The organism is Saccharopolyspora sp. NPDC000359, from assembly GCF_040300525.1.
In the GTDB taxonomy this organism is placed as follows: Bacteria; Actinomycetota; Actinomycetes; order Mycobacteriales; family Pseudonocardiaceae; genus Saccharopolyspora.
Genome location: NZ_JBEPDU010000057.1, coordinates 20,878 through 46,069 on the forward strand (window position 1 = coordinate 20,878; position 25,192 = coordinate 46,069).

At 71.6% G+C, this 25,192-nt stretch carries 26 protein-coding genes and 1 pseudogene; 16 read left to right on the forward strand and 11 right to left on the reverse strand.

Annotation, left to right across the window (positions count from 1 at the left end; genetic code table 11):
* Positions 1-136: 136 nt before the first annotated feature.
* The 3 genes from fbaA (at position 137) to ABT324_RS28390 (ending at position 3,136) form a co-directional block, all read left to right on the forward strand.
* On the forward strand, positions 137-1,171 hold the full coding sequence (gene fbaA / locus ABT324_RS28380) for a class II fructose-bisphosphate aldolase (protein WP_351183668.1): 1,035 nt from the start codon (positions 137-139) through the stop codon (positions 1,169-1,171).
* Positions 1,172-1,516: 345 nt separating this feature from the next.
* Positions 1,517-1,927 (forward strand): DUF3151 domain-containing protein, encoded by a 411-nt coding sequence (locus tag ABT324_RS28385; protein WP_351183670.1) that lies wholly within the window; start codon positions 1,517-1,519, stop codon positions 1,925-1,927.
* Between the two features lie 111 nt (positions 1,928-2,038).
* Positions 2,039-3,136, forward strand: coding sequence for an FUSC family protein (locus ABT324_RS28390; RefSeq protein WP_351183672.1), 1,098 nt, complete (start codon positions 2,039-2,041; stop codon positions 3,134-3,136).
* A gap of 7 nt (positions 3,137-3,143) precedes the next feature.
* Here ABT324_RS28390 and ABT324_RS28395 read toward each other — a convergent pair whose 3' ends face one another.
* The 4 genes from ABT324_RS28395 to ABT324_RS28410 form a co-directional block, all read right to left on the reverse strand.
* Positions 3,144-3,395 carry a hypothetical protein gene (locus ABT324_RS28395; protein ID WP_351183674.1) on the reverse strand — a complete coding sequence of 84 codons (252 nt, stop codon included), beginning with the start codon at positions 3,393-3,395 and terminating at the stop codon, positions 3,144-3,146.
* 13 nt (positions 3,396-3,408) lie between these two features.
* Positions 3,409-3,714 (reverse strand): winged helix-turn-helix domain-containing protein, encoded by a 306-nt coding sequence (locus ABT324_RS28400; protein ID WP_351183676.1) that lies wholly within the window; start codon positions 3,712-3,714, stop codon positions 3,409-3,411.
* 126 nt (positions 3,715-3,840) lie between these two features.
* Entirely contained in the window at positions 3,841-4,479 is a 639-nt protein-coding gene (locus tag ABT324_RS28405) for an HNH endonuclease family protein (protein WP_351183678.1), read from the reverse strand.
* A 170-nt stretch (positions 4,480-4,649) separates the two neighbouring features.
* A complete protein-coding gene (locus ABT324_RS28410; RefSeq protein WP_351183680.1) occupies positions 4,650-5,351 on the reverse strand; it encodes a hypothetical protein in 702 nt (233 codons plus the stop codon).
* 103 nt (positions 5,352-5,454) lie between these two features.
* Here ABT324_RS28410 and ABT324_RS28415 point away from each other — a divergent pair, with 103 nt between their 5' ends.
* Positions 5,455-6,741: an adenylosuccinate synthase gene (locus ABT324_RS28415; RefSeq protein ID WP_351183682.1), complete on the forward strand. Its 1,287-nt coding sequence runs from the start codon at positions 5,455-5,457 to the stop codon at positions 6,739-6,741.
* 138 nt (positions 6,742-6,879) lie between these two features.
* Here ABT324_RS28415 and ABT324_RS28420 read toward each other — a convergent pair whose 3' ends face one another.
* Both ABT324_RS28420 and ABT324_RS28425 read right to left on the reverse strand, forming a co-directional pair.
* Positions 6,880-8,493: a Na+/H+ antiporter gene (locus tag ABT324_RS28420; protein ID WP_351183684.1), complete on the reverse strand. Its 1,614-nt coding sequence runs from the start codon at positions 8,491-8,493 to the stop codon at positions 6,880-6,882.
* A gap of 300 nt (positions 8,494-8,793) precedes the next feature.
* Positions 8,794-9,885 carry a glycerophosphodiester phosphodiesterase gene (locus ABT324_RS28425; RefSeq protein WP_351183686.1) on the reverse strand — a complete coding sequence of 364 codons (1,092 nt, stop codon included), beginning with the start codon at positions 9,883-9,885 and terminating at the stop codon, positions 8,794-8,796.
* Between the two features lie 220 nt (positions 9,886-10,105).
* Between ABT324_RS28425 and purD the strand changes: the two genes are divergently transcribed.
* The 5 genes from purD to ABT324_RS28450 all read left to right on the forward strand — a co-directional run bounded on the left by purD (position 10,106) and on the right by ABT324_RS28450 (position 15,025).
* On the forward strand, positions 10,106-11,368 hold the full coding sequence (gene purD, locus ABT324_RS28430) for a phosphoribosylamine--glycine ligase (protein ID WP_351183688.1): 1,263 nt from the start codon (positions 10,106-10,108) through the stop codon (positions 11,366-11,368).
* A 118-nt stretch (positions 11,369-11,486) separates the two neighbouring features.
* The gene (locus ABT324_RS28435; protein WP_351183690.1) at positions 11,487-11,786 is read left to right on the forward strand and encodes a hypothetical protein; all 300 of its coding nucleotides are present in this window, start codon (positions 11,487-11,489) and stop codon (positions 11,784-11,786) included.
* Between the two features lie 12 nt (positions 11,787-11,798).
* Complete coding sequence (locus ABT324_RS28440) at positions 11,799-12,980, forward strand: WXG100 family type VII secretion target (protein WP_351183692.1); 1,182 nt, start codon at positions 11,799-11,801, stop codon at positions 12,978-12,980.
* Between the two features lie 598 nt (positions 12,981-13,578).
* Positions 13,579-14,763 (forward strand): pyridoxal phosphate-dependent aminotransferase, encoded by a 1,185-nt coding sequence (locus ABT324_RS28445; protein WP_351183694.1) that lies wholly within the window; start codon positions 13,579-13,581, stop codon positions 14,761-14,763.
* A gap of 97 nt (positions 14,764-14,860) precedes the next feature.
* Positions 14,861-15,025 carry a hypothetical protein gene (locus ABT324_RS28450; RefSeq protein ID WP_351183696.1) on the forward strand — a complete coding sequence of 55 codons (165 nt, stop codon included), beginning with the start codon at positions 14,861-14,863 and terminating at the stop codon, positions 15,023-15,025.
* Here ABT324_RS28450 and ABT324_RS28455 read toward each other — a convergent pair whose 3' ends face one another.
* Positions 15,026-15,622: an HAD family hydrolase gene (locus ABT324_RS28455; RefSeq protein WP_351183712.1), complete on the reverse strand. Its 597-nt coding sequence runs from the start codon at positions 15,620-15,622 to the stop codon at positions 15,026-15,028.
* A 16-nt stretch (positions 15,623-15,638) separates the two neighbouring features.
* Positions 15,639-16,649, reverse strand: a complete 1,011-nt coding sequence (locus ABT324_RS28460) for a threonine aldolase family protein (RefSeq protein WP_351183698.1) — start codon at positions 16,647-16,649, stop codon at positions 15,639-15,641.
* Positions 16,650-16,816: 167 nt separating this feature from the next.
* Between ABT324_RS28460 and ABT324_RS28465 the strand changes: the two genes are divergently transcribed.
* From ABT324_RS28465 to ABT324_RS28480, 4 genes are all read left to right on the forward strand, one after another.
* Positions 16,817-17,332, forward strand: coding sequence for a SigE family RNA polymerase sigma factor (locus tag ABT324_RS28465; RefSeq protein ID WP_351183714.1), 516 nt, complete (start codon positions 16,817-16,819; stop codon positions 17,330-17,332).
* 14 nt (positions 17,333-17,346) lie between these two features.
* Complete coding sequence (locus tag ABT324_RS28470; RefSeq protein ID WP_351183700.1) at positions 17,347-17,991, forward strand: hypothetical protein; 645 nt, start codon at positions 17,347-17,349, stop codon at positions 17,989-17,991.
* Positions 17,992-18,575: 584 nt separating this feature from the next.
* The gene (locus ABT324_RS28475) at positions 18,576-18,902 is read left to right on the forward strand and encodes a DMT family transporter (protein ID WP_502949813.1); all 327 of its coding nucleotides are present in this window, start codon (positions 18,576-18,578) and stop codon (positions 18,900-18,902) included.
* A gap of 206 nt (positions 18,903-19,108) precedes the next feature.
* Positions 19,109-19,693, forward strand: coding sequence for a TetR/AcrR family transcriptional regulator (locus tag ABT324_RS28480; protein ID WP_351183702.1), 585 nt, complete (start codon positions 19,109-19,111; stop codon positions 19,691-19,693).
* Here ABT324_RS28480 and ABT324_RS28485 read toward each other — a convergent pair.
* The 3 genes from ABT324_RS28485 to ABT324_RS28495 form a co-directional block, all read right to left on the reverse strand.
* The gene (locus ABT324_RS28485; RefSeq protein WP_351183704.1) at positions 19,681-21,414 is read right to left on the reverse strand and encodes an ABC transporter ATP-binding protein; all 1,734 of its coding nucleotides are present in this window, start codon (positions 21,412-21,414) and stop codon (positions 19,681-19,683) included. The two genes, ABT324_RS28480 and ABT324_RS28485, sit on opposite strands and share 13 nt — an antisense overlap.
* The gene (locus tag ABT324_RS28490; RefSeq protein ID WP_351183706.1) at positions 21,411-22,970 is read right to left on the reverse strand and encodes an ABC transporter transmembrane domain-containing protein; all 1,560 of its coding nucleotides are present in this window, start codon (positions 22,968-22,970) and stop codon (positions 21,411-21,413) included. The genes ABT324_RS28485 and ABT324_RS28490 overlap by 4 nt, the downstream gene beginning before the upstream one ends.
* A gap of 385 nt (positions 22,971-23,355) precedes the next feature.
* On the reverse strand, positions 23,356-23,622 hold the full coding sequence (locus ABT324_RS28495) for a hypothetical protein (protein WP_351183708.1): 267 nt from the start codon (positions 23,620-23,622) through the stop codon (positions 23,356-23,358).
* 250 nt (positions 23,623-23,872) lie between these two features.
* Between ABT324_RS28495 and ABT324_RS28500 the strand changes: the two are divergent.
* The 3 genes and pseudogenes from ABT324_RS28500 to ABT324_RS28510 all read left to right on the forward strand — a co-directional run.
* Positions 23,873-24,013: pseudogene (locus tag ABT324_RS28500) on the forward strand (RNA polymerase sigma factor); the annotation flags it as partial.
* 79 nt (positions 24,014-24,092) lie between these two features.
* Entirely contained in the window at positions 24,093-24,437 is a 345-nt protein-coding gene (locus ABT324_RS28505) for a hypothetical protein (RefSeq protein WP_351183718.1), read from the forward strand.
* The gene (locus ABT324_RS28510; protein ID WP_351183720.1) at positions 24,434-25,099 is read left to right on the forward strand and encodes a hypothetical protein; all 666 of its coding nucleotides are present in this window, start codon (positions 24,434-24,436) and stop codon (positions 25,097-25,099) included. Before ABT324_RS28505 ends, ABT324_RS28510 begins: the two co-directional genes overlap by 4 nt.
* The last annotated feature ends 93 nt before the right edge of the window (positions 25,100-25,192 follow it).

Genomic DNA, 25,192 nt, shown 5'->3' on the forward strand with positions numbered 1-25,192 from the left:
AAAGCGGCCCCGCCTCGGGCACTGTGACGCGAAAGTGTGGCGCCCAGCCGGCAGGGCCCGCTGGTGACCTGCGGCTCGTAGGATGCTGCGCAACTCCCCGTCACCACGACCAAACTCCATGCGAGGAGGACGACCGATGCCCATCGCGACCCCCGAGGTCTACGCGGAGATGCTGGACCGGGCGAAGGCGGGCGAATTCGCCTACCCGGCCATCAACGTGACCTCGTCGGAGACGCTCAACGCGGCGCTGCGCGGGTTCGCGGAGGCCGAGAGCGACGGCATCATCCAGGTCTCGACCGGTGGTGCCGAGTTCGCCTCCGGCACCAAGGTCAAGGACATGGTCACCGGTGCCACCGCGCTGGCCGAGTACGCGCACGTGGTCGCCGCCAAGTACCCGGTCAACATCGCGCTGCACACCGACCACTGCCCGAAGGACAAGCTGGACGGCTTCGTCCGGCCGCTGATCCAGCTCAGCCAGGAGCGGGTCGACCGCGGCGAGAACCCGCTGTTCCAGTCGCACATGTGGGACGGCTCGGCGATCGACCTCGACGAGAACCTGCAGATCGCCCAGGAGCTGCTGGCCGCCGCGGCCAAGGCCAAGATCATCCTGGAGCTGGAGGTCGGCGTGGTCGGCGGCGAGGAGGACGGCGTCGCCAACGACATCAACGAGAAGCTCTACACCGCGCCCGGCGACTACGAGAAGACCGTGGACGCCCTCGGCAGCGGCGAGAAGGGCCGCTACCTGCTGGCCGCGACCTTCGGCAACGTGCACGGCGTCTACAAGCCGGGCAACGTGAAGCTGCGCCCGGAGATCCTCAAGCAGGGCCAGGACGTGGTGTCCCAGAAGCTGGGCCTGGCGGCCGGTTCCAAGCCGTTCGACCTGGTCTTCCACGGCGGTTCGGGCTCGCTGCTGGAGGAGATCCACGAGGCGGTCTCCTACGGCGTGGTGAAGATGAACATCGACACCGACACCCAGTACGCCTTCACCCGCCCGATCGCGGACCACATGTTCAAGAACTACGACGGCGTCCTGAAGATCGACGGCGAGGTCGGCAACAAGAAGACCTACGACCCGCGCAGCTACCTCAAGGTCGCCGAGCAGGCCATGGCGGCTCGCGTCGCGCACGCCTGCGAGAACCTCAAGTCCGCGGGCCGCATGCTGGCGGGCTGATCTACTGGCGGTTCCAGGCCCACTCTGCTGAGCGGTGCGGGTAGCGAACCTCAGACGCCGCCTGGCCCCAGGATCCCGTTCGCCAATGCACGACGAACGGGCTGTCCTCGCCAGGCGACGTCTGAGAACCCGCGGCGGTGCCAGTTGCCGGGATGGGCTGTGCGCCTGGCGGCGCACGCGACCCCTGACGATCGGTGCCGGTCGCCCGTCGCGGTGGCTGTCCACCGCTGGAAGCGGCTTCGCCGCTTGCCTGACGGTCGCTCTTCCGGGTGGCTGCTGGTGATGTTCGACGGCCCGTCCGCCGCGTGCGGACGGGCCGTCGTCGTACCTGACAGGATTGGGTGCATGACGAGGAACCTGTTGGAACCGCCGGAGACGTTGCTGCCGGAGAGCCCGGAGGCGCGGGACGAGCTCAGCGCGGGCACTGACCCGACCGTGGTCGCCGCGCACCACCCGGCGTTCAGCGCCGCTTGGGCCACGCTCGCCGAGGCAGCGCTGGAATCCGGCGAGAACATCGCCGCCTACGCCTACGCGCGCACCGGCTACCACCGCGGTCTCGACGCGCTGCGCAAGGCGGGGTGGAAGGGCTTCGGCCCGGTGCCGTGGCGGCACGAGCCGAACCAGGGCGTGCTGCGGTCCATCGCGGCGCTGGCCAAGGCGGCGAAGTCGATCGGTGAGGACGAGGAGTTCGACCGCTGCCGGAAGCTGCTCGAGGACAGCGACCCCAAGTCCCTCGAAGCGACCGGCCTGGCCTGAGGTCGTACCGCGACCTCCGCTGGAGTCGGACAGCTGGTTTCGGTGGAGGTCGCGGGCTCGGACGAGGATCACTGCTGCCGGAGCTCGGTCCGCCGGGAGATCTGGCGGACAATGACCTGCGTGCACCGACTGCGCGAGGAACTGAACCGCCGACTGCGCCGACTCCTGCGCACGGGCGTGCCCATCGTGCAGTGCGCCGTCGCCGCCGGAGTCGCCTGGTTCCTCGCCCGTCACCTGTTCGGGCACCCGCAGCCGTTCTTCGCGCCGATCGCGGCGGTCATCTCGCTCGGCGTCTCGCTGGGGCAGCGGATGCGGCGCGCGCTGGAGCTGGTCGTCGGCGTGAGCATCGGCATCGGCGTCGGCGACGTGCTGATCTCGTTCATCGGCACCGGCGCCTGGCAGATCGCGCTCGTCGTCGCGCTGGCGATGAGCACGGCGGTGTTGCTGGACAGCGGTGTCGTCATCGTGCTGCAGGCCGCGTCCTCGTCGGTGCTGGTGGCCACCCTGCTGCCGCCTGCCACCGCGGGCGGGCTGACCCGCATGCTCGACGCGGCGATCGGCGGCATGGTCGGGTTCGTGGTGGCGGCGCTGCTGCCCGCCAACCCACTCGCCGTGGCCCACCGCAACGGGCGGTTGGTGCTCGGTGCGCTGGCCGACGCGCTGCGCGGCGTCGCCGGGGCGGTGGCGCGGCAGGACCCGGAGCGGGCCAGCGACGTGCTCGCGAGCGCCCGCAAGAGCCAGAAGTCCGTCGAGGAGTTCCGCTCCGCGCTGGAGGCGGGCCAGGAGATCGCCAGGTTCGCGCCCATCCGGTGGCGGCGGCGCGGCGACCTGGACCGCTACGAGACCGCAGCCACGCCGATCGACCGGGCGCTGCGCAACACCCGCGTGCTGGCGCGGCGCGCGTTGGCTGCGCTGCGCGACGGTGAGCCCGTGCCGCGACCGCTGCCTGGCCTGCTGGAGGAGTTGGCGGGCGCGGTGGTGCTGCTGCGCGACGAGCTGGCCAGCGGGGTCGATCCGCTGCAGACCCGCGAGGCGGCCCGCGTGGTGGCGAAGAAGTCCACTGTGGAACTGCTCGGGGATGGTGACTTCTCGATGCAGGTGGTGGTCATGCAGGTCCGCTCGATCGCGGTCGACCTGCTGCAGGCGACCGGCCTGAGCCGCAACGAGGCCATCGCCGCGCTCCCGCCGCTGCACCCCGAGGACGAGTAGTCGCGCGCTACGGCCGGTTCAGCACCGCGGCGAGGGCGGTGTGCAGGGCTTCGTGGTCGCGGGGGTCGTGCAGGCGGCAGTCCGCCGCGGAGATCCGGTACCACTCCTCGGCCCCGGCGTAGCGGATCCACACCTCGACCGCGCCGTCGGCGCAGGTGGTGGCCAGTTCCAGGGTGCCGGTGATGACGCCGACCTCGTCGGTCATCACCCCGCCCGGCGGTGCGGCGACGGACGAGCGCAGTTCGGTGGCCTCCGGCATCGGCCCTCCCCTCTCACTGCCTCCCGATGATCGCGCGGAGCGCGGCGAGGTGCGACTCGTAGGCGCGGTGGCCGAGCGGCGTGGCGCTCAGCCAGGTGCACGGCCGACCGTCGGCCTGCCCCTTGCGCACCGCGACGTACCCGGCGGATTCCAGCGTGGAGACGTGCTTGGACAGCGCGGAGTCGCTGACCTCGACGGTGTCGCGCACGCGGCGGAACTCGGCCTGGTCGACCGCGACCAGCACCGCCATGATCGAGAGCCGGACCGGGGAGTGGATGGCGCGGTCCAGCAGGTGCCGGGGGTGCTCGCCCCGGCTCACCTCGGGCGGCCTTCGGGCACAGCGATCTCGATCTTGCTCATGCCCGCAATCTCGCAACCACCCGACAGCGTGTCAAGCGCGGGGGCGCGACGCCCGCCGGACGGCGGATGCCGCGCCCCGATCGGATCAGCAGCCGTCGAGCGCCTGCTGCAGCGCCGACTTCTCCGCCTCGGTGATGGTCAGCTCGTACTTGTGCTTGCTGCCGACCCACATCGAGGCGTACTCGCAGTGGTAGTCGGCCAGCGGCGGCATCCACTGGTCGGGGGTCTGGTCGCCCTTGCTCTGGTTGACGTTGTCGGTCACCGCGATCAGCTGCGGGCCCTCCAGGTCGTTGGCGAACTGCTGGCGCTTCTCCTGCGTCCAGTCCGCCGCGCCGGAGCGCCACGCGGCGGCCAGCGGCACCACGTGGTCGATGTCCACATCGGACGGCTTCGACCAGGTCTCGCCGTCGTACGGGCTGAACCAGGAACCGGAGGTCGGGTAGCAGTCCGACCCGACCTCCACGCCCTCGCCGTCCCGCTTGAGCACCGACTCGCGGGTGTTGCAGTTGTCCGGGCCGTCGATCCAGTGCGGGAACTTCTCCCGGCTGTAGCCGTCCATCGAACCCTCGGGGGCGACGGTGAGCTCACCGAGCTGGGTCTTGGCGGTCGCCGGGTCCGGGATGCCCGGTGGTTCGGCGCCGGCGGGCGCGGCCAGGCCGAGGCCCAGGGCGGCCGCGAGCGGCAGGGCGGTCAGGGTCGCGCGCAACGTTCGGTGGCCTGTCATGGCTTCCTCCGCGTGGGCGTCTCGCCGTTGTCGGAGTTCGACCATTGCCCACGCAGGTGGACGGATCAATGCCAGTTCGTGGCCAGCGGGTGACTTGGCGTGAAATCGCCACCGATCGTGTCACCTTCTGGTGAATTTCACACCGACGGGTGCCCGTCGATCAGGTGAGATCACCGCGCGAACCGCAGGTCCTCGGTGTGCCGGTACCAGACCCACTTCTCCGCCGGGCGCGGGTGCCGCATGCCGTCGTGCACGACCGCCGCCGAGCGGAACGACGCCTGCACCGCGCGCCCCCGGGTGACCTGGCTGCGGCGGCGCAGGAGGCCGCGGCGGACCGTGGTGACCAGCAGCCCGTCCGTCGCGGGATCCAGCATCGCGTTCATCGGGTCCGCGGTGGACTCCGGCAGCGGGGTGGCGTCCGGGTCCGGCGAGATGGTGATCCCGAGCGCGCTGCCGTTGAGCACCTGCTCGTCGTCGCAGTACACCTGGCCGGTGATCGGCTCGATCGTCCCGGCGCCGAGCAGCACGCCGCCCGAGTCGTCGCGGATCAGCGCCGACGGGCGCGGCGCGGCGGTCAGCGCCCGCTCGAAGTCCCCCGCCCGCAGTCCCCACAACCGGGCCGCCGGGGAGTCGACCACCGGCACGTAGCCCACCACCAGGTCGCCCAGCCGCTCCTTGCGGAGCAGGCGGAGCACGACCGAGGCGAAGTCGGCGTCGGTGCCGTGCACCACCAGCCGCTCCGAGGTCTCGGCCAGCACCGGGTCCAGGTCCTGCCGGGTCGGGGTGACCGGCAGGTCGAACCATTGCACACCGTCACCGACCGGGCGCGCTGCGCGGTCGACGTTACCGCAGGACAATGCGCTGGTACTCACGTTTCGCTCCTGGTTTACCCTGATCGATCGGCATACCCCGTGGTGGGAGCGGGCGAAGCGTGCGGTCACGCTGGCTACCACCCAGTCCAGGTTGGAGTTTCACATGCCGGCGATCGTGCTGATCGGCGCCCAATGGGGCGACGAGGGCAAGGGTAAGGCGACCGACCTGCTCGGCGAGCAGGCGCAGTGGGTGGTCCGCTACCAGGGCGGCAACAACGCGGGTCACACCGTGGTGCTGCCCGACGGGCAGGACTTCGCGCTGCACCTCATCCCGTCGGGGATCCTCACCCCCGGGGTGACCAACGTGATCGGCAACGGCGTCGTGGTCGACCCCGGCGTGCTGCTGGAGGAGCTGGCCGGGCTGGAGGAGCGCGGCGTGGACACCTCGCGGCTGCTGGTCTCCGCCGACGCGCACCTGATCATGCCGTACCACGTGGCCATCGACCGGGTCACCGAGCGGTACCTGGGCAAGAAGCAGATCGGCACCACCGGTCGCGGCATCGGCCCCTGCTACCAGGACAAGATCGCCCGGGTCGGGGTCCGCGCGCAGGACCTGCTGGACGAGAAGATCCTCCGGCAGAAGGTCGAGGCCGCCCTCGACGTGAAGAACCAGATCCTGGTCAAGGTCTACAACCGGCGCGCGATGGACGTCGACGAGGTCGTGGACACCGTGCTGGCCCAGGGCGAGAAGTTCGCCAGTCGGATCGCCGACACCAAGCTGCTGATCAACCAGGCGCTGGACCGCGGCGAGACGGTGCTGCTGGAGGGCTCGCAGGGCACCCTGCTGGACGTCGACCACGGCACCTACCCGTTCGTGACCTCGTCGAACCCGACGTCCGGCGGCGCCTGCGCCGGGTCCGGCATCGGGCCGACGAAGATCGGCGCGGTGATCGGCATCCTGAAGGCCTACACCACCCGCGTCGGCGCCGGTCCGTTCCCGACCGAGCTCACCGACGAGGCGGGCGAGAACCTGCGCAAGCAGGGCGGCGAGTTCGGCGTCACCACCGGCCGCTCGCGGCGCACCGGCTGGTTCGACGCGGTGATCGCGCGCTACGCGACCCGGGTCAACGGCATCACCGACTACTTCCTGACCAAGCTGGACGTGCTGTCCGGGCTGGAGACCATCCCGATCTGCGTGGCCTACGACGTGGACGGCGAGCGGGTCACCGAGATGCCGATGACGCAGACCGGCGTGCACCACGCGGTCCCGGTGTACGAGGAGATGCCGGGCTGGTGGGAGGACATCAGCGGCGCCCGCTCCTTCGAGGACCTCCCGGCCAACGCCCGCGCCTACATCGAGCGCATCGAGGAGCTCTCCGGCGCCCGCGTCTCGGCCATCGGCGTCGGCCCCGGCCGGGACCAGACCATCGTCCGCCACACCATGGCCTGACCGCAGGCACCGCCTGACCTCAGGAGCACCCAGGGGGACCCCGGCCTCGGCCGGGGTCCCCCTGCTCATGGGGCGCCGACCCCGTCCCGACGCGATTCCCAGTGGTGGAATCGCACGTCCGACGTCGGGAGTCGTGGGTCAGCGGTTGAGCCAGGAGCTGTCCAGGGCGGCTTCCTGCAGGTCGAGCTCGCGGAGGACGCGGCGGAGGATCTCGTCGTCGAGGTGGCCCGCGTCGCGCTCGTCGGCCACCACCGAACGCTGGACCTCCAGCAGGTCCCGCCGCAGGTCCGAGAAGCTGCGGCTCGCGGTGTCCGCCCGCTCGGCAGGGGTTCGGCCGATCCGCTCGGAGGCGACCATCCCCTGGTGCTCCACCATGGCCTTCATCCGGCTGATGATGCGTTCGAAGCGCTCCGGGTCGGTGCCCAGGTCCTCCGGGGTGAGCTTGTCCAGGTGGCGCAGCGCCGCGTTGGTCGCCGTCACCCGCGCCTCCGCCTCGGCGTGGTCGTCGCGGGCCGCCTCGTCCGGGTCGATCACGTCGAGCTTGCGGATCAGCCAGGGCAGCGTGGTGCCCTGCACCAGGATGGTGGCGACCGTGATCACCGAGGCGACGAACTGGATCAGGTCCCGGGCGGGGAACGGATCACCCGAACTGGTGGTGAACGGGATCGCGCCCGCCGCCGCGAGGGTGACCACGCCGCGCATCCCCGCCCACGAGATCACCGCCGTCCGGCGCCACCGGCCGCCGGGCCGCTTGCCCGGGCTGAGCAGGTGCGACAGGCCCGGCAGGTAGTTCGAGCTGAACATCCACAGGACCCGGAAGGCCGCCGTCGCGGCGAAGATGGCCAGCGTCGCCAGCAGTAGCGAGCTGATGTCCCGCCCGGAGGCGATCAGCCCGTCGACGACCGCCTTCAGCTGCAGCCCGATGTAGGCGAACACCAGGCTCTCCAGCAGCAGGTTGATCGAGGCCCAGATGGTGTGCTCCTGCAGGCGGCCCGCGGCTCGGGCGCGCGGCTGGTTGTGGCCGACGTAGAGCCCGGCGGTGACCACCGCGAGCACCCCGGACCCGTACAGCTCTTCAGCCGTGAGGTAGGCCAGGAAGGGCACCAGCACGCCCAGGACCGTGGCCACCTGCACGTCCGGGACGCGGGTCCGCGCGGCCTGCGCGAGCACCCCGAACACCAGCCCCAGCGCGACGCCGACCACCACGGCCAGCACGAACACCAGCGCGCCGTGCGAGAGGGTCGGGGTGGCCCCGACGACGGCCGCGATCGCCATCCGGTAGATCGTCAGCGCGGCGGCGTCGTTGATCAGGCTCTCGCCGCCGAGGATCGTCATGACGCCGCGCGGCAGGTTCAGCTGGCGGCCGATCGCGGCGGCGGTCACCGCGTCCGGCGGGGCGATCACCGCGCCGAGCACGATCGCCGAGGCCAGCGGCAGCTCGGGGATGAGCACGAAGGCGAGCCAGCCGATCACGAACGAGGTGACGATCACCTGCAGCACGCCGTGGTGCGTGATCTTGCGGATCTGGGCCCGGAAGTTGGTGTAGGAGCTCTCCAGCGCCGCGGCGTAGAGCAGTGGCGGGAGCACGACGGTGAGCAGCAGCTCCGGGTTGATGTTGAGCTCGCCGGTGCCGGGGATCAGCGACACCAGCAACCCGACCAGCACGAGCAGCAGCGGTGCCGCGATCTCGCGGCTGCGGGCCAACGCGGTGACGAGCAGTGCGCCGATCAGCACGAGGAGCAGTTGGACCACCGGGTGACACCTCCGTCCATCATGGACAGGTTAGGTGTCCGACCTGGTCGTCGGCTCGTCATCACGACGTCGATCACAGCCTGCGGCACCAGATCACAGTTTCAATTGAAACTGTGGTTCGGTGTCTGGACCGTCGGCGTGTCGGGATGACGACATGCCGACGGTTGTGGACAACTGGCCGCCGCCGTCCTGGATTCCCGCGACCCCGGTGGAAGTCGGACGTCTGGCCCGATGGAGATCGCGTCCACCCCGGCACCGGGCGGTCGCCGGGTACCGGGGTGGATCAGCCTGGGGTTCGGGTCAGCGGTTGGTGGCGTGGTCGTCGCGGGCGGTGACCGCGATGTCCGGGTGGTCGGCGAAGATGCCGTCGATGCCGGTGTCGAACAGCGCCTGGAAGAAGCCGAAGACGTCCCCGAACGCGGCCGGGTCGTCCGAGGTCTGGAAGTCCGCCGGCAGGAAGTTGTTCTCCGCCCGCACCGTGTAGGGCACGACCTCCAGCCCGGCGGCGTGCGCGTCGGCGACCACCGGGGTCGGCCCGGTGAGGAAGCCGTCCTCGCCGACCGGCAGCAGCACCTTGGTGTCCGGCCCGATCACGTCCGCGTACCCGGCGACCTCCCGCAGGCCCTCGGGCTCGACCAGGTCCGCGTAGGTGCGCGGGTCACCGGACTCGACGAAGTCCTGCGGCGCCCCGCTGCTGCTGATCAGCTGGACCAGGTCCACCGCCAGCGACTCGTCCAGCGCCTTGAGGTTGGCCACCTCGAAGGACTGCACCGCGACCTTGGCGTTCGGCCGGTTCAGGCCGTTGCGGGTCAGCGCCTCGACCACGCCGGGCTCCAGCGGCAGGCCGATCCGGGCGAAGTAGCTCGGGTGCTTGGTCTCCGGGGCGACGCCGACCTCCCGGTGCAGCTCGCGGGACAGCCGGGCGCGCAGGTCCAGGACCTCCTGGAACGTCGGCACCTCGTAGCGGCCGTCGTAGATCGTGTTGTTCGGCCGGAACTCGGGGATGCGCTCCTTCGCGCGCAACGTCTTGAGCTCGGCCAGCGTGAAGTCCTCGGTGAACCAGCCGGTCAGCTCCTGGCCGTCGATGACCTTGGTGGTCCTGCGGTCGGCGAACTCGGGGCGGGCGGCGACGTCGGTGGTGCCACCGATCTCGTTCTCGTGCCGCGCGACCAGCACGCCGTCCTTGGTGGGCACCAGGTCCGGCTCGATGTAGTCCGCTCCCATCCGGGCGGCCAGCTCGTAGGAGGCCAGCGTGTGCTCCGGGCGGTACCCGGAGGCGCCTCGGTGGCCGAAGACCGCCACCTGCTCGGTGCCGGTCGGCCGGTCCGGTGCGGCGACCGCGGGCGCGGTGATCAGGCCGAGCGCGGCTGCGCCCGTGACGAACAGCGCCATCAGGCGTCTCCGAATCCTCAATGTGCCCTCCCGTGGTTCGCAGCGCGTGGATCAACGCTGCACCCTCGGGCAGAACACTGACCGCCGCAATCGACCATTCGCGCAAGCGGGTGCGACGTCCGGTCGACCGCCAGGTGAACGCCGGGGAGCGCTGGGCGAGCGCAACGAGTTGCCGGGGGCAGGTCCCGCGTGGCGTGCCGCACGCTCTACGCTGCGGTTCGTGCGAATTCTCGTGATCGGTGGTGGCGGCCGGGAGCACGCGATCGCCTTGGCCCTGTCCCGCGATCCCTCCGTGACCGCGATGGCCTGCGCGCCCGGCAACGCGGGCACCGCTGCGCTGGCCGAGAACTACGGCGTCGACGTCGCCAAGCCCGCCGCGGTGGTCGAGCTGGCCACCAGGTGGCAGGCCGACCTGGTCGTGTTCGGCCCGGAGACGCCGCTGGTCGCGGGCGCGGCCGACGCGGTCCGGGCGGCGGGCATCGCCTGCTTCGGCCCGTCCAGGTCGGCGGCCCGCATCGAGGGCTCCAAGGCCTTCGCCAAGGACGTCATGCTCGCCGCCGGGGTGCCGACCGCGCACAGCGAGGTGGTGGACAACCCCGCCAAGCTGGACGCCGCGCTCACCCACTTCGGGCCGACCTGGGTGGTCAAGGACGACGGCCTGGCCGCGGGCAAGGGCGTGCTGGTGACCAAGGACTTCGACGCGGCGCGCGCGCACGCGCTCAAGCTGCTCGACGGCGGCCACCCGGTGCTGCTGGAGTCGTTCCTGGACGGCCCGGAGGCGTCGCTGTTCTGCCTGGTCGACGGCACTTCGGTGGTCCCGCTGCTGCCCGCGCAGGACTTCAAGCGCGTCGGCGACGACGACGCGGGCCCGAACACCGGGGGCATGGGCGCCTACGCGCCGCTGCCGTGGGCGCCGGAAGGCCTGGTCGACGAGGTCGTGCGCACCATCGTGCAGCCGACCGTCGACGAGCTCGCGCGCCGCGGCACCCCGTTCTCCGGCCTGCTCTACGCCGGTCTCGCGCTGACCTCCAACGGCCCGCAGGTGATCGAGTTCAACTGCCGCTTCGGTGACCCGGAGACCCAGGCGGTGCTGTCGCTGCTGCACACGCCGCTGGCCGGGTTGTTCCACGCGGTGGCGACCGGCACGCTCGCCGAGCAGCCGCCGCTGGAGTGGGAGGACGGCGCCGCGGTGACCGTGGTGGTGGCCGCGGAGGGCTACCCGGGGCGGCCGCGCGTGGACGACGTGATCCAGGGCAGCGACGCCCAGGGCGTGCTGCACTCCGGCACCCGGCGCCGCGAGGACGGCGCGGTGGTCTCGGCGGGCGGCCGGGTGCTGTCCGTGGTCGCCACCGGTGCGGACCTGGCGGCGGCGCGGGAGGCGGCCTACCAGCGGGTCGACGGCGTGCACCTGCCCGGCGCGCACTACCGCACCGACATCGCGCTGCGCGCCGTGCGCGGCGAGATCACCGTTCCGACCGCCTGACGATCGGACATCCTGGCAAAATCCGCCCGGTGGTTGGGGAATTTCTCGCCACCGGGCGGATTTTTCTGGTGTTCTGGCTCTGGGCCGCGAGCGGTGCGGCCGAGCACGAGGAGGAGTCGTGACGCAGGCGGGCTACAACCTGGCGGCGCTGGAGGACTGCCGGGCGGAGCTGGACGGCAAGGCCGGTCCGGTGGGCGCGGTCGGTGACGGGTTCGAGGGGCAGCACGTCGATGCCGGGATCTTCGGCGAGCTGGACGCGGCGGGTGACCTCGCCGCCGCGATCACCGAGCTGGACACCACCGGCAAGGCGCAGTTCGACGCCGCTGAGCAGCTGCTGCGCAGCGCCAGCGGAGCACTCGACGCGGTGCGCGGCACCATGGACGAGATCGACCAGGCCAACGCCGAATCATTCCGCTGAACTGGGGATCTGATGGGGATATCGGGAGAGGTGGCGAGCAAGCCCGGTGGCGGCCCGCTCGCCGAGCAGCTGCGCAAGATCGAGGACAGCCGGCCGGACGACATCCGCGCCATCAGCACCCGCTGGCGGGATGCGGCGGGCAAGGCTGACGAGCACGGCAACGCGCTGAACCGGACCGTGAGCGGGCTGGACGGGGCGTGGGAGGGCACCTCCGCGGACGCCTTCGTCGGCTACATGGGCAAGATCAACGGCGGTTTCACCAAGGCCCGCGAGGCGCTGCAGAGCTCCGCGGACGTGCTGGACCGGGCGGCCGAAGCGGTGCAAGCCGCGAAGGACGAGGTCAACGCGATCGGCGAGCGGGCGTTGGCCGACGCGCGGCGCGCGGAGCAGGCGTACGAGGCGGAGGTCGCGGGAGCCGCCGACGACGAGGCCAAGGCGGAGGCCGCGAAGCGGCGCGACGAGGCCATCACGAAGGCGATGCAGGAGCACGCCGAGGAGGCCAGGGGCAAGGTCGACGCGGCGAATGCCAAGCTCAGCGGCGCGCTGGGCGAGCTGCGCGGCGCCGCGGCCGGGCTCAACGACGTGTTCTCCGCGCTGCCGAAGGCCGGGGAGCAGCCGTTCACGCCCGCCGAGGGGCGGAAGGTCGACTGGGAGATGACGATGCCGTCGTCGACGAACTCGCAGTCCACGGCGCCCGGCGGCGAGCAGGGGTCGCCCGGGGGCAGCGGGTCGGGCGGCGGTTCCGGCTCCGGTGGCGGTGGCGGTGGCGGTGGCGGTGAGTCCGGTGGTGGCGGTGGCCTCGGGCCCAGCGGCGGTCCGCCCGCCGGTCCGCCGCCCGGCAACGTCGAGGAGTGGATCCGGGAAGCGATCAAGATCCTGCAGGCCAACGGCATCCCGGTCACCGAGGACAACATCGACGAGATCTGGACGATCATCCAGAAGGAGTCGGGCGGCGACCCGCACGCGATCAACAACTGGGACTCCAACGCGGCCAAGGGCACCCCGTCGAAGGGCCTGATGCAGTGCATCGACCCGACGTTCCAGTCCTACAAGCTGCCGGGCCACGGCGACATCTGGAACCCGGTGGACAACATCATCGCCGGTGTCCGCTACACCTTCGACCGCTACGGCGGCTTCGAAGGCCACCCCGGCCTGAAGTCCATGGCCCAGGGCGGCGGCTACCAGGGCTACTGATATCCGACCTGGACCCGTCCCCCGGTGGACCACAGTTTCAGTTGAAACTGTGGTCCACCGGGACCCGACGGGGTGAACCGCCGGCGTGTCGGGCCCACGACACGCCGGTGCCCGTGGACAACTCGCCGTCCTCCCCCCGGCCCCTCCCGCGAGTTCGATGGGAATCAGATGTCCGATTTCCATTGAGGTGATCTCACCGGACCCGCACAGGCGAGTCGCCGGGTGATTCACAGTTTCAATTGAAACTGTAACCCCGGGCAGACGCCGAAACCGCTTCCACCGGCACCCAGCGCCGATCGCGGGCGTGCTGAAGGGCGCCTTCGCCGACCGAGCCGGTAGAAGCCCCCACGCACAATTCGGGTGCGCAAGAGTGGTGACACGTCCTCGGGTGGGTTGGGACGGTTGCAGTTTCAATTGAAACTGCAACCGCCGGTTGTGTCGGGCACCCGACATGCCGATGATGCGTCGGGGTGCTTACTGAGATCACCTCAATGGAATCGCATACCGGGGGTGTCGGAGTGCCGGGCGGAACCCGGCCCCGGAGCGTGGGGCGGAGCCGGGGGTTCCGGCGGGTCAGCGCGTTTGGCACGCTGAACGCATGGTCGATCCCGCGGTTCTGGGCGTCGCGCAGCGCGCCGACGTCGCTCCGTTCCAGGTCATGGAGGTCCTCACGGCCGCTGCGGAACGCCAGCGGCGCAAGGGCGACGTGGTGTCGCTCGCCGCTGGTCAACCCAGCACGCCCGCACCTCGCGCGGTCCGCGAAGCCGCCGCGGCGGCTCTGCACGGCGATCCCCTCGGCTACACCGAGCAGCTCGGGCTGCGCGCGCTGCGGGAAGCCATCGCCGGGCACTACGACCGGTCCTACGGGTTGTCGGTGCAGGCCGACGACGTGGTCGTGACCACCGGCGCGTCCGGGGCGTTCCTGCTCGCGTTCCTCTCCGCGTTCGACGCCGGGGACCGGGTCGCGCTGGCCCGCCCCGGCTACCCGGCCTACCGGAACATCCTGGCCGCGCTGGGCTGCGAGGTCGTGGAGCTGCCGTGCGACTCCTCGACCCGGTTCCAGCCCACCACGGCGATGCTGGAGGAGCTGGACCAGCCGGTGCGCGGGCTGATCGTGGCGAGCCCGGCGAACCCGACCGGCACCGTGCTCTCCGGCACCGAGCTGGCCGACCTCGCGGCGTGGTGCGAGGCCAACGGCGTGCAGCTGATCAGCGACGAGATCTACCACGGGCTCAGCTACGGCGACCCGCTGCACTCGGCGTGGGAGACCTCCCGCGAGGCGGTCGTGGTGAACTCGTTCTCCAAGTTCTGGTCGATGACCGGCTGGCGGCTCGGCTGGATGCTGGTGCCGCCGCGGCTGCGGCGCGCGGTCGACTCGCTGACCGGCAACTTCACCCTCTGCCCGCCCGCGCTGTCCCAGCACGCCGCGATCGAGGCCTTCTCCGCGTCAGCCCTGGAGGAGGCCACCGGGCACGTCGAGCGCTACCGGAAGAACCGCGAGCTGCTGCTGGACGGCCTCGAACAGCTCGGCATCACGCAAGTGGCCCCGGCCGACGGCGCGTTCTACGCCTGGGCCGACATCGGGCACCTCACCGAGGACACGACCGCGTTCTGCCGCCGCCTGCTGGACGAGACCGGGGTGGCGGTGGTGCCGGGCGCGGACTTCGACCCGGAGCTGGGCAACCGCTTCGTCCGGATGTCCTTCGCGGGCAGCACCGACGACATCGCCGAAGCCCTCGACCGCCTCAAGACCTGGCTGCCGACCGGTCCGGGACGACCCTGAGATTTCCCGGGGAGTGCGCGCTGGGCGGGGCTGATCGGGCGTCGCGTCTGGCAGGCTTGGGGTGACGAGTTGCTGCGGTCGAGCTGAGGTGCTTGCGATGGTGTGGAAGGTGATCGGCGGACTGCTGGCCCTGTGGCTGGTGATCTCGATCGCGGGAGTGGTCATCAAGGGCCTGTTCTGGCTCGCGGTGCTCGGCGGCGTCCTGTTCGTCGCCACCGCCGCGGTGGGCTGGGCGCGGGACCGCAAGAAGATCAAGTCCTAGTCAGGTGAGGACCGAGCGGGACCGGAGGAGGGCGCGGGCCGCGTCCGCGCCGGGCCAGAGTTCGGCGGCCAGGCCCACCTCGCGGGCGGCGTCGATGTTCTCCTGCCGGTCGTCGAAGAACAGGCAGTCGGCGGGGTCCGCGTCGAGGGTCCCCAGCAGGTGGTGGTAGATCCGGGTGTCCGGTTTGGCCAGCTGTAGGTCGCCGGAGAACACCAGGTGCTTGAACAGCCGGGCCCACTCCTCCCGCTCGGCGGCGCGCCCGAACGACGACGGCGCGTTGGACAGCAGCGCCAGCGTGACGCCCTGCTGGTGCAGCTCCTCGAGCAGCCGCACCGAGCCGGGGTCGGTCTCCAGCCAGCCCGCCACGTCGGCGCTGGTCAGCCGCTCGGACAACGCGGCGTCAACCGGCCGGGCCACCCGTTCGCCCACGGCCCGCCAGTACTCCAGGTCGGGGCAACCCCAGTCGTAGGCCTTGCGCTCGGCGAAGTAGGCCGCCTCGAACGCCTCGGGTTCGACGCCGAGCGCCGCCGCGATGTCCGGCAGCGCCGCCGTCCGCCGGCTGATCACCTCGCCGTAGTCGAAGACGACCCACCGCACCACGTGCACCTCCTGGTCAGAGCCGGGCTTCCGAGATCCTGCGCAGCGCTTCCTTGACGTCGGCCGAGGACACGTCGCGGTGCGTGACGAACCTGATCTGGCCGTTCATCGACACTGCCCGCACCCCGATCGCCGCCAAGCGTTCCAGGGTCAGGCCCACGTTCGGTACCGCTGCCAGCACGATGTTGGTCTGCGGCGCGGAGACCGACCAGCCGTGCTCGGCCAGGCCCTCGGCGAGCAGCCGGGCGTTGTCGTGGTCGGCGGCCAGCGCGTCGATGCGGTCCAGCGCGACCAGCCCGGCCGCGGCCAGCACGCCGCCCTGCCGGACGCCGCCGCCGAGCATCCGCCGCACCCGCCGCGCCTCGCCGATGAAGTCCTCACCAGCTGCGATGACGGAGCCGACCGGGGCGCCGAGGCCCTTGCTCAGGCACGCCTGCACGCTGTCCACGCCGACGGTCAGCGCGGCAGGCGGCAGCCCGAGGGCGACCGAGGCGTTCCAGATCCGCGCCCCGTCGAGGTGGATGCGCAGACCGGTGTCGCGGGCCGCGGCCGCGAGCTGCGCGTGCTCGTGCGGCGGCGTCACCGCGCCACCAGCGCTGTTGTGCGTGTTCTCCAAGCAGAGCAGCGTCGTGCGCAAGGTGTCGTAGCTGGACTCGCCGTGCCCGCGCACGGTCTCCGGCGTGGGGCGCCCCGGCCCGCCGTTCCACTCCAGCGGTTGTGGCATGCCGCCAGCCAGCCACGCCGCCGAACCGAACTCGTAGGCGAGCACGTGCGAGCCGTGCGGCGCGAGGAACCGGTCGCCGCGCTGCAGGTGCAGCATCAGCGAGATCAGGTTGCCCATCGAACCACTCGGCACCCAGAGGGCGGCGGCGGTGCCGAGCAGCGTGGCGACGCGCTCCTCCAAGGCGCGCGTGGTGGGGTCGTGGTCGAGCACGTCATCGCCGACTTCCGCGGTCGCCATGGCCGCGGACATCTGCTCGTCGGGACGCGTGACCGTGTCGGATCGCAGGTCGATGGGTTTGGTCACGAACGGATCACACCACACCAGCCCCGGGGGAGGGCAACAGCCCGCCGCTGGCGACCCGGGGTGTTGCGGTATCAATCACGGGGTGGATCGCCGCGCCGGGGCGTGCAACGGTTGGGGGCGGGGATCCCGTCCTGGACGTGCAAGCACTGATGAGCGGAGAGTTCCGCGTGGACCAGCGCGAGGAGCAGGAGTTCGCGGAGTACTTCGCGGCCCGGCGGGAGGCGGTGCGTCGAATGGCGTACATGATGTGCGGTGACTGGCACCGCGCGGACGACCTCGCCCAGACCGCGTTCATCTCGCTGCACCGGCACTGGCGGAAGGTGCGCGACAAGGGCGCGCTGGACGCGTACGTGCGGCGGACCCTGACGCGGGCGGTGATCGACGAGTCCCGGCGCCCGTGGCGGCGGGAGCGGGCCGCGGAGGTGCTGCCGGACCGGCCGGTGGACAGCCCGGACGTGGACGACTCGGTGGCCACCAAGCAGACCCTGCTGGCCGGACTGCAGAAGGTGCCGCCGAAGCAGCGCGCGGTGCTGGTCCTGCGGTTCCTCGAGGGGCTGGACGTCGCGGGGGTGGCCGCGGTCATGCGGTGCAGCGAAGGCAATGTCAAGAGCCAGTGCGCCCGAGGTCTCGCCGCGTTGCGCGAGGCGCTGGGGGACGAGCTCGGCGATCTGCGATCGGCGTGAGGAGGTGCGGGTAAGTGGATGAGCGCAAGCTCGAGGAGCTGTTCCGCGATTCGGTGCAGTCCGCTCCTCCGGCGTCGTTCGACGAGCACGACGTGGCCCGGGCGTCGCGGCGCATCACGGCCAGGCGCCGGGTGGCGGCCGTCGGCGGCACGGTGGTGGCCGCGGGCGTGCTCGCGGGCGGGGTCTTCACGTTCCTGCCGTCGCAGCAGCCCGTCTCCAGCCAGCAGGCGCAGCCCCAGGTGGCACCGGCCACGCCGCGCAGCGAGGACGGCCCGGGCATCCTGACCGACCGCGGCGGCCGCTGCGGCCCGGACGCGCAGGTGGCGGCGGCGGTGACCAAGCAGCTCCCGGAAGCGGCGTCGACGGCCCCGGTGGCGGTCCCGACGTGCCCGTCCGGCGCGAAGGTGGCGTCCTTCGTCCTGCGCGAAGGCCCAGCAGCGGGCAGCGTGACGGTGATCGTGAGCCCGGCCGGAACGGTCCCCCCGGACCAAGCCACCCCGGGCGACACCCGCCACCCGGACGGCACAGAACAATCGGTCCGCCAAACCCGAACGGGAAAGCTCCTGGTCGTCCAGAGCAACCCAGACGAAGGCTCCCCAACAGCCCCCTACCGCACCCGCCTACCAACTCTCGCCACAACCCTGGCCACCCAGTTCTAACCCACCCCAAACTGCCAGCCGCACCGCGCCCCACCACGAACCAAGCCCGGTCCGCAACACTGAAACCAGGTGGCAAGCCCAGGAATGTCGTGGCCGGGAACAGCGCATCACCGCACCACCCCGGGCCAGCCGACGCGGCTCTGACTGCTGGTACGAAGGTGGTGAACCTGGCGATGTGGTGGTCAGGAGTCAATGCACCGCCGCACCACCACGGGCCAACCCAACCCCGGTATCACCACTGACACCCGGGGTGGTGAACCTCCGCAATTTCGATTGAAATTGCACACCTCGCCACCGAAGCCTCCGTCGAGAACGAGCAATTTCGATTGAAATTGCTACACCACGCAACGCAACCCCCCACCGCTTCGAACCCAAAGCAACCCCACCCCACCGCCACTTCCCCTCAACAACTCAACCCAGGTATCACCCCCCACCCCCCAAGCCCCAAGCCCCAAGCCCCAAGCCCCAAGCCCCAAGCCCCAAGCCCCCGGTGTCCTCCCTCACCAAACCGGTACACCCGTACCACTTTATCGGTACGCTCGTCCCAGAAAATCCACCGCGTCCGAAGGAGGGGTCGACCAGCGATGATGTCCTGGATCATCCTGATGGTGTCGGGAGTCTTCGAAGCAGGTTGGGCGATCTCGCTGAAGCTCTCGCACGGCTTCACCCGCCTCGTCCCAACGATCTCGTTCTTCGTCCTGGCCGCGGTGAGCTTCGCGGGCCTGGCCTACGCGATGCGAGACCTGCCCGCGGGCCCGGCGTACGCGGTGTGGACCGGCATCGGCGCGGCGCTGACCGCGATCGTCGGCATGGTCTGGCTCGGCGACGGCGTCTCGGTCCTGAAGCTGGTCTCGATCGTCCTGATCGTGGCGGGCGTCATCGGCCTCAACCTCGCAGGCGGGGGCCACTGACCCCCGCAGGTCCCACCCGGCCGCCCCGTGCGTCCGGAGGAACCGAGGGGGCCGGGGCGAACGCAACATCAATGGGAACCGGCCCCACGACTTCCATTGAAGTCGCGAAGCCCGGACGACGGAGATCCGGGCGGGCGGCACCCCTGGGGCGGTGCGCCGTCGCGGGGTGGCCGGGGCGGGGTCGGCGGCGCTTAGGATCGGCAGGCATGACAGCGGCCAGTACACCGAAGGGCGAGCGGCGGCGGCAGGCGTTGGTGGTGGCCGCCGCGGAACTGCTCACCGAGGGCGGCTTCGAGGCGGTCCGCCACCGCGCGGTCGCCGAGCGCGCCGGGCTCCCACTGGCCTCCACCACCTACTACTTCTCCTCGCTGGACGACCTGATCAGCGCCGCGGTCGAGCACGAGTCGCGGCAGGAGCTCGCCGCGGGCCGCGCCCAGCTGGACGAACTCGCCGACCAGCCCCGCAGCACCGACGCGGTGATCGAGCTGCTGCTGGACATGCTGCTCGGCATGGAGTCGCGCGACGGCGGCGCGGAGCCGGTGCTGCTGCGCTACGAGCGGCTGGTCGGCTCGCCCCGCCGCCCCTACCTCGCCCCGCTGATGCGCGAGCTCAGCGCGGAGCTGCACGACCTGCTGGCCGAGATCTTCGCCCGCAGCGGCATGGCGGTCAGCCGGGACCGGCTGCTCGAGCTGATCGCGCTGGTCGACGGTGCCGTGGTCAACGCGCTGATCGAGAGCAACCCCGACCCGCGCGGAGCCGCCCGCCGGATGCTGCGCGCTCAGCTCGGCTGAGCCACCCGGTAGAGGTCGGCGTAGGAGCCGCCCGCCGCGAGCAGTTCGTCGTGGCTGCCCAGCTCCACGATGCGCCCGTCCGACATCACCGCCACCCGGTCGGCGTTGCGCGCGGTGTGCAGCCGGTGCGCGATGGCGATCACCGTCCGCCCGTCCAGCAGCGTGGCCAGGGCCTGCTCCAGCTCCCGCGACGTGGTGTTGTCCAGCAGCGAGGTCGCCTCGTCGAGCACCACGGTGTGCGGGTCGACGAGCAGCACCCGGGCCAGCGCGAGCTGCTGCGCCCGGGATGCGGGCACCGGGTGGCCGCCCGCGCCGAGCGCGGTGTCCAGCCCGTCCGGCAGGGTGTGCAGCCACTCCAGCAGCCCGACCGACTTCAGCGCGTCGACCAGCTGGTCATCGGTGAAGTCGTGGTCCGGCAGGGCCAGGTTGTCCCGGAGCGAGCACGCGAAGACGTGCTGCTCCTGGGCCAGCAGCACCACCTCGCGGCGCAGCTGCTCGGGCGGCAGGTCGGCGACCTCGGTGCGGCCGAAGGCGACCGAACCGGAGTCCGGTCGGCTGATCCCGGCGATCAACCGGCCCAGCGTGGACTTGCCCGCCCCGGACGGCCCGACCACGACCAACCGCTGCCCGGCGGGCACGGTCAGGTCGATGCCGCGCAGCACCTCCCGGTCCGCGCGGTAGGAGAAGCGCACGTCGCGGACCACCAGGTCGCGCGATCCGTCGACGTCCTGCCGCGCGGTGCCGGCGGTCGGCGCCTCGCGGACGCCGAGGATCCGCTGCAGCGCGGTGTAGCCGGTCTGCAGCTCCTCCAGCCACTGGAACAGCTCGTCGAACGGGTTCGACATCGCCTGGGCGTAGAGCACGACGGTAATGACCGTGCCGAGCTCGACCACCCCACCCCAGTACGCCCAGCCGCCGATCAGCAGGATCGTGCCGATCGGCAGCACGTACGACAGCTCCAGGCAGGGCAGCCAGATCGTGAGCAGCTTGCGGTGCCGGAACTCGGGACCCAGCGCGTTGCCGAGCACCTCCTCGTTGCGCGCGATCCGGCGCCCGCCCAGGCGCAGCGCGGCGATGGTGCGCGCGCCCTCGACGGACTCGTGCGTGCTCGACTGCACCTCCGCCCAACCAGCCATGATCCGGCGCAGCAGCGGCAGGGAGCGCGGGTAGTACCAGCGGGTGCTGAGCACCATCAGCGGCACCGCGACGAGCATCCCGCAGGCCAGCAGCGGCGAGGTGAGGACCATCGCGGTGCCGGTCAGCAGCACGGTGATCAGCGCGGTGGTGATCTCCGGGGCCGCGTTGCGGATCGTGAAGTCCAGCCGGTCGACGTCCGTGGTGGCGCGGCTGAGCAGGTCGCCGGTGCCCGCGGCTTCGACGGTGCCCAGTGGCAGCCGCAGCGCGTGCCCCACCATGCCTTCGCGGGACTCGGCCAGCAGGTGCTCGCCGAGCAGCGTCGCGCGCATCCGCGCGGCCCGGATCAGCAGCGCGTTCACCACCAGGACCACGAGGAACGCCCCGGCCAGCAGGTCGATGCGCTGCGTCGTCGTGCCGGCGACCACCGCGTCGACCAGGCTGCCGAGGATCTGCGGACCGGCCAGCCCGACCACGGTGGCCAGCCCGAACAGCAGCATCATCGCGGCGAACTGGCCGCGGTGCGCCCGCAGGGCCTGCCACGCCCAGCGCCGGACGGTGCGCCCGTCGGCCAACGGCAGCTTCACCCCTCGGCCCCCATTTCCAGTGCGCGGTCCGCCACTGCCGCCCAGAGTGGACTCTGGCTGAGCACGATCGTGGTGCGACCGGCGCGGAACTCCTTGACCCGCGCCGCGATCCGCGCCTCGGTGTGCGCGTCGACGGCCGAGGTCGGTTCGTCCAGGACCAGCACGTCCGCGTCCGCGCACAGCGCGCGGGCCAGCAGCAGCCGCTGCCGCTGACCGCCGGACAGCGAGCGGCCGCGCTCGTCCAGGACGCCGTCGGCGGGCAGCGCGGCCAGCACGTCGTGCGCATCAGCGGCGTGCAGGGCGGCGTCCAGGTCCACCCCGCGACCCAAGTCCACCTCGGTCCGGACCGGTCCGGCGAACAGCTGGTCCTGGTTGTGCGCCAGCAGGATCCGCTGCCGCACCTCGTCCGGATCGACCTCGCGCAGCGGCACGCCACCCGCGCTCGACTGCCACGCCAGCCGCTCGGCGACGGCCTCGGTCCGCTCCCCTGCGTCGACGACGGTCAGCTCGCCCGCGGCGAACCGCTCCCCGCTGGCCTCGTCGACCAGCTCCAGCGGGCCCGGCGGCAGCGATCGCGGCTGCTCCGGCGACGGCGGCTCGGGCGCCACCTGCAGCAACGCCTTCGCACGGCCCGCCGCGACCATCGCGCTGGCGAACGAGTAGGCGGCCTCCGACGCCGTGCGCACCGGGATGACCAGGAACGCGGAGACGCCGTAGAACGTGACCAGCTCGCCTGCGCTGATCGTGCCGTCGAGCGCCAGCCGGGCGCCGAGCCAGGTCACCAGCACGGTCACCAGGCCGGGCAGCAGGACCTCGGCCCCGACCAGCCACGACTCGATCCGCCCGGCCGCCACCCCGGCGGCGCGCACCCGCTGGCTGGCCCGGGTGAACCGCTCGTGGAACCGGGGTTCGCCGCCGACGCCGCGCAAAATGCGCAGCCCGGACACGATGTCCGCCGCCTGCGCGCTGACCTGGCCCAACTGCTCCCGCTGGGCCTCCTCCCGGCGACGCAGCGGGCTCAGCAACGGGCTGATGCCCAGCGTCGCCAGCGGCACGCCGACGAGCACCACGGCACCCAGCAGCGGGGAGATCCACAGCAGCAGGCCCACCGCCACGGCGAAGGACACCAGCGACCCGGTCGTCCGGCCGATCACCTCGAACAGGTTGCCCACGTGGTAGATGTCCGAGGCGCCGATCGCGACGACCTCACCGGCCCGGACCTTGCGCGTCAGCACCCCGCCCAGCTTCGTCACGTGCGCCAGCACGCGCCGCTGCGAACCGGCCGTGCCGTGCAGCCAGATGGTGTGCGTCGCCCAGTGCAGGCACCCGGCGGCGACCACCTGCACCAGCCCGAGTCCGAGCACGACCAGCACCCAGCCCAGCAGCGCGCCGACGTCGTGCGGGCCGATGCCGGAGTCGATCGCGGAGCCGATGGCGAGTGGCATCAGCGCCGTCGGCAACATCCAGATCGAGCCCGCGACGGTGGCGGCCAGCAGCAGTCCCGGCCGCTGTGCGAGCAGGGACCACAGGAAGTGCAGGGAACTCTCGGAAGCCATGGCCCGACCGACGGTAGCCCGCGAAAACACCCCTGGCGAACGAATTTCCAGCCCCCAAACCCCGCCCGCTGCTCCCTCCTCCTCGCTCCGCGGGTCCAGTTGAGGCTCACCCGCCGACCCTGGTGATCCGCAGTTTCAATTGAAACTGCGACTTCGCCCCACGTCGTTCCGCAGTTTCAACTGAAACTGCGACCTGTCCCCACGTGGTTCCGCAGTTTCAATTGAAACTGCGACCTCGCCTCACGGGGTTCCGCAGTTTCAATTGAAACTGCGATCCACTGGTGTGCCATCGCGCGGCACATCGGTGTCGTCGGTGTGGCTGGGTGTTGGTCGGGAACGTTTCGGGGAACGGGTGCCCGCCGGAGTCGTGGTGTTCTCGGTGGGGTCAGAAGTCCCAGGTGGTTTCGGTGCAGTTGGCTCCGGTGGTGCGGTCCGCGCAGGTCGGGCACTTGTCGGTGACCGCTTTGGAGCGCGGGTCGCGGCCGATCGGGGTGGGTTGCGGGATCTTCAGCTCCGCGCCGCACAGCGCGGGGACGGACTGTCCGGCGTAGACCGCGCCGGGGCGCATGGTGATCGCGTGCCGCTGGGTCAGGCCCATGCCGACGATCCAGAACACGTCCTGCTGCTCGCCGCCGAACACGTCGATGTCCATCCCCGCTGCACCCTCGCTCCTGGTCGTTGCAGGGCAACGATATTCGGCGGGGTGTCCGGGCGGCCACCACAGCCCGCGGTCGTTGAGGTTTCCTTAAGAGATCGCCCGTCCGGGTTCTCCGGGCGCCGGGCGAAAACGCCTGGTCGGACGCCGGGGGACCCGCGCCGCGTCGAAATCCCGCGAGGTCGTGCAACCCCGCGCGGGGCACGTGCGTCTGGAGCGGTGGTTGCGCGGAAAGGGGAATTGTTCCATGCGGGCCGAACAGGAGCGGGCGTTCCGCGAGTTCGTCGGGGAGCGCGCGTTGTGGCTGCGCCGCTCGGCATACCTGTTCTGCGGGGACTGGCACCTGGCCGAGGACCTCGTGCAGGCGACGCTGCTCAAGCTCTACCGCTCCTGGCGCCGGGTAGGCATGGCCACTGTGGACGATTATGCGCGGGTCGTCCTGCTGCGGGTGTGGCGGTGGTCGGGACGTGCCGGTGCTGCTGCACGTGGAGGTGCTCGGGCCGGGCGTCGTGACCAGCCCGCCCGAGCGGGTTTGCCAGGCCAGCGCGCCGATCGTCGTCGAGCACTGCGATCGGCACGTCCGCCCCGACGGTTCGGTCCTCGTGGACCGCACGACCGCCCTGGCCTCGGGCGAGGGCGCGCCCAACCGGGAGGCGCAGCACTTCCGGGCCGACGGCTCGGTCGTGTCGGTCACCACGTCCTTCGGCGCCACCCCGCAGGACCCGACCGCCAGCGGGCAGGACGCGCCGCCGCTGGACTCCGCCGAGATCACCGCGCTGACCACCGATCCGCAGCTCCCCCTGTCCCGGTGAGCGCAACAACGAGAGGGAACGAGACGAGCACCACCATCCGCAGGTGTTCCGCGCTGGCCCTGGCAGCCGCGGTCTTCGCCGCGCCGGTCACCGCCGCGGCGGCACCGGCCGACGTCCCCGACATCGAGTGGCCCCCGGCCGGGACCACGCCGCCGAACCACACCCCGGAGGAGATCCAGCAGATCGCCACCCGGCTGCAGCAGCACGTGGAGCGGACGTTCCCCGAGGTGGTGCCGAACGCGGTGGACCCGCAGACGCCCCAGCCCGGGTTGCTGAAGGACAACCTCCTGCTCGGCACCACGTCCTTCCACATCCCCGGGGGCCGCACCGGGGTGACCTTTCAGTACGACGCGCCGGGTGAGTGGACCGCCGAGCCGAAGCTGTCGTGCGAGCGGGACCCCGAGGCCTGGCTCTGCGAGGGCACCCTGCTCCCGGACGGTTCGGTGCTGGTGCACAAGCGGCGCGGCGGCACCGCCGAGGACCCGTTCGAGACGGCCTCGACGATGCACTTCCGGCTCGACGGCGCGGTCACGATCGTCAGCGGCTACAACTACGACCCGGTCATCGACGACGAACAGGACCCCGAGCCGCGCCCGGCGGTCGCGGTGTCGTTCGAGCAGCTCGACGCGTTCGCCACCGACCCGGCCCTCGCCTTCGCCTGACCCGCGTGGGGTGCGGTGGTCCGGCCGGGACGCCGAGCGGGACCGGGAGTTCCTCCGGGACGTGCTCGGGTTCGAGTCCGTGGACGCCGGGGG

Excerpts from the sequence above, each read along its gene's own strand:
- fbaA (WP_351183668.1), top strand. The coding sequence starts at position 137 with ATGCCCATCGCGACCCCCGAGGTCTACGCGGAGATGCTGGACCGGGCG.
- ABT324_RS28385 (WP_351183670.1), top strand. The coding sequence starts at position 1,517 with ATGACGAGGAACCTGTTGGAACCGCCGGAGACGTTGCTGCCGGAGAGC.
- ABT324_RS28390 (WP_351183672.1), top strand. The coding sequence starts at position 2,039 with ATGACCTGCGTGCACCGACTGCGCGAGGAACTGAACCGCCGACTGCGC.
- ABT324_RS28395 (WP_351183674.1), bottom strand. The coding sequence starts at position 3,395 with ATGCCGGAGGCCACCGAACTGCGCTCGTCCGTCGCCGCACCGCCGGGC.
- ABT324_RS28405 (WP_351183678.1), bottom strand. The coding sequence starts at position 4,479 with ATGACAGGCCACCGAACGTTGCGCGCGACCCTGACCGCCCTGCCGCTC.
- ABT324_RS28415 (WP_351183682.1), top strand. The coding sequence starts at position 5,455 with ATGCCGGCGATCGTGCTGATCGGCGCCCAATGGGGCGACGAGGGCAAG.
- ABT324_RS28425 (WP_351183686.1), bottom strand. The coding sequence starts at position 9,885 with ATGGCGCTGTTCGTCACGGGCGCAGCCGCGCTCGGCCTGATCACCGCG.
- ABT324_RS28440 (WP_351183692.1), top strand. The coding sequence starts at position 11,799 with ATGGGGATATCGGGAGAGGTGGCGAGCAAGCCCGGTGGCGGCCCGCTC.
- ABT324_RS28445 (WP_351183694.1), top strand. The coding sequence starts at position 13,579 with ATGGTCGATCCCGCGGTTCTGGGCGTCGCGCAGCGCGCCGACGTCGCT.
- ABT324_RS28450 (WP_351183696.1), top strand. The coding sequence starts at position 14,861 with ATGGTGTGGAAGGTGATCGGCGGACTGCTGGCCCTGTGGCTGGTGATC.
- ABT324_RS28475 (WP_502949813.1), top strand. The coding sequence starts at position 18,576 with ATGATGTCCTGGATCATCCTGATGGTGTCGGGAGTCTTCGAAGCAGGT.
- ABT324_RS28480 (WP_351183702.1), top strand. The coding sequence starts at position 19,109 with ATGACAGCGGCCAGTACACCGAAGGGCGAGCGGCGGCGGCAGGCGTTG.
- ABT324_RS28490 (WP_351183706.1), bottom strand. The coding sequence starts at position 22,970 with ATGGCTTCCGAGAGTTCCCTGCACTTCCTGTGGTCCCTGCTCGCACAG.
- ABT324_RS28495 (WP_351183708.1), bottom strand. The coding sequence starts at position 23,622 with ATGGACATCGACGTGTTCGGCGGCGAGCAGCAGGACGTGTTCTGGATC.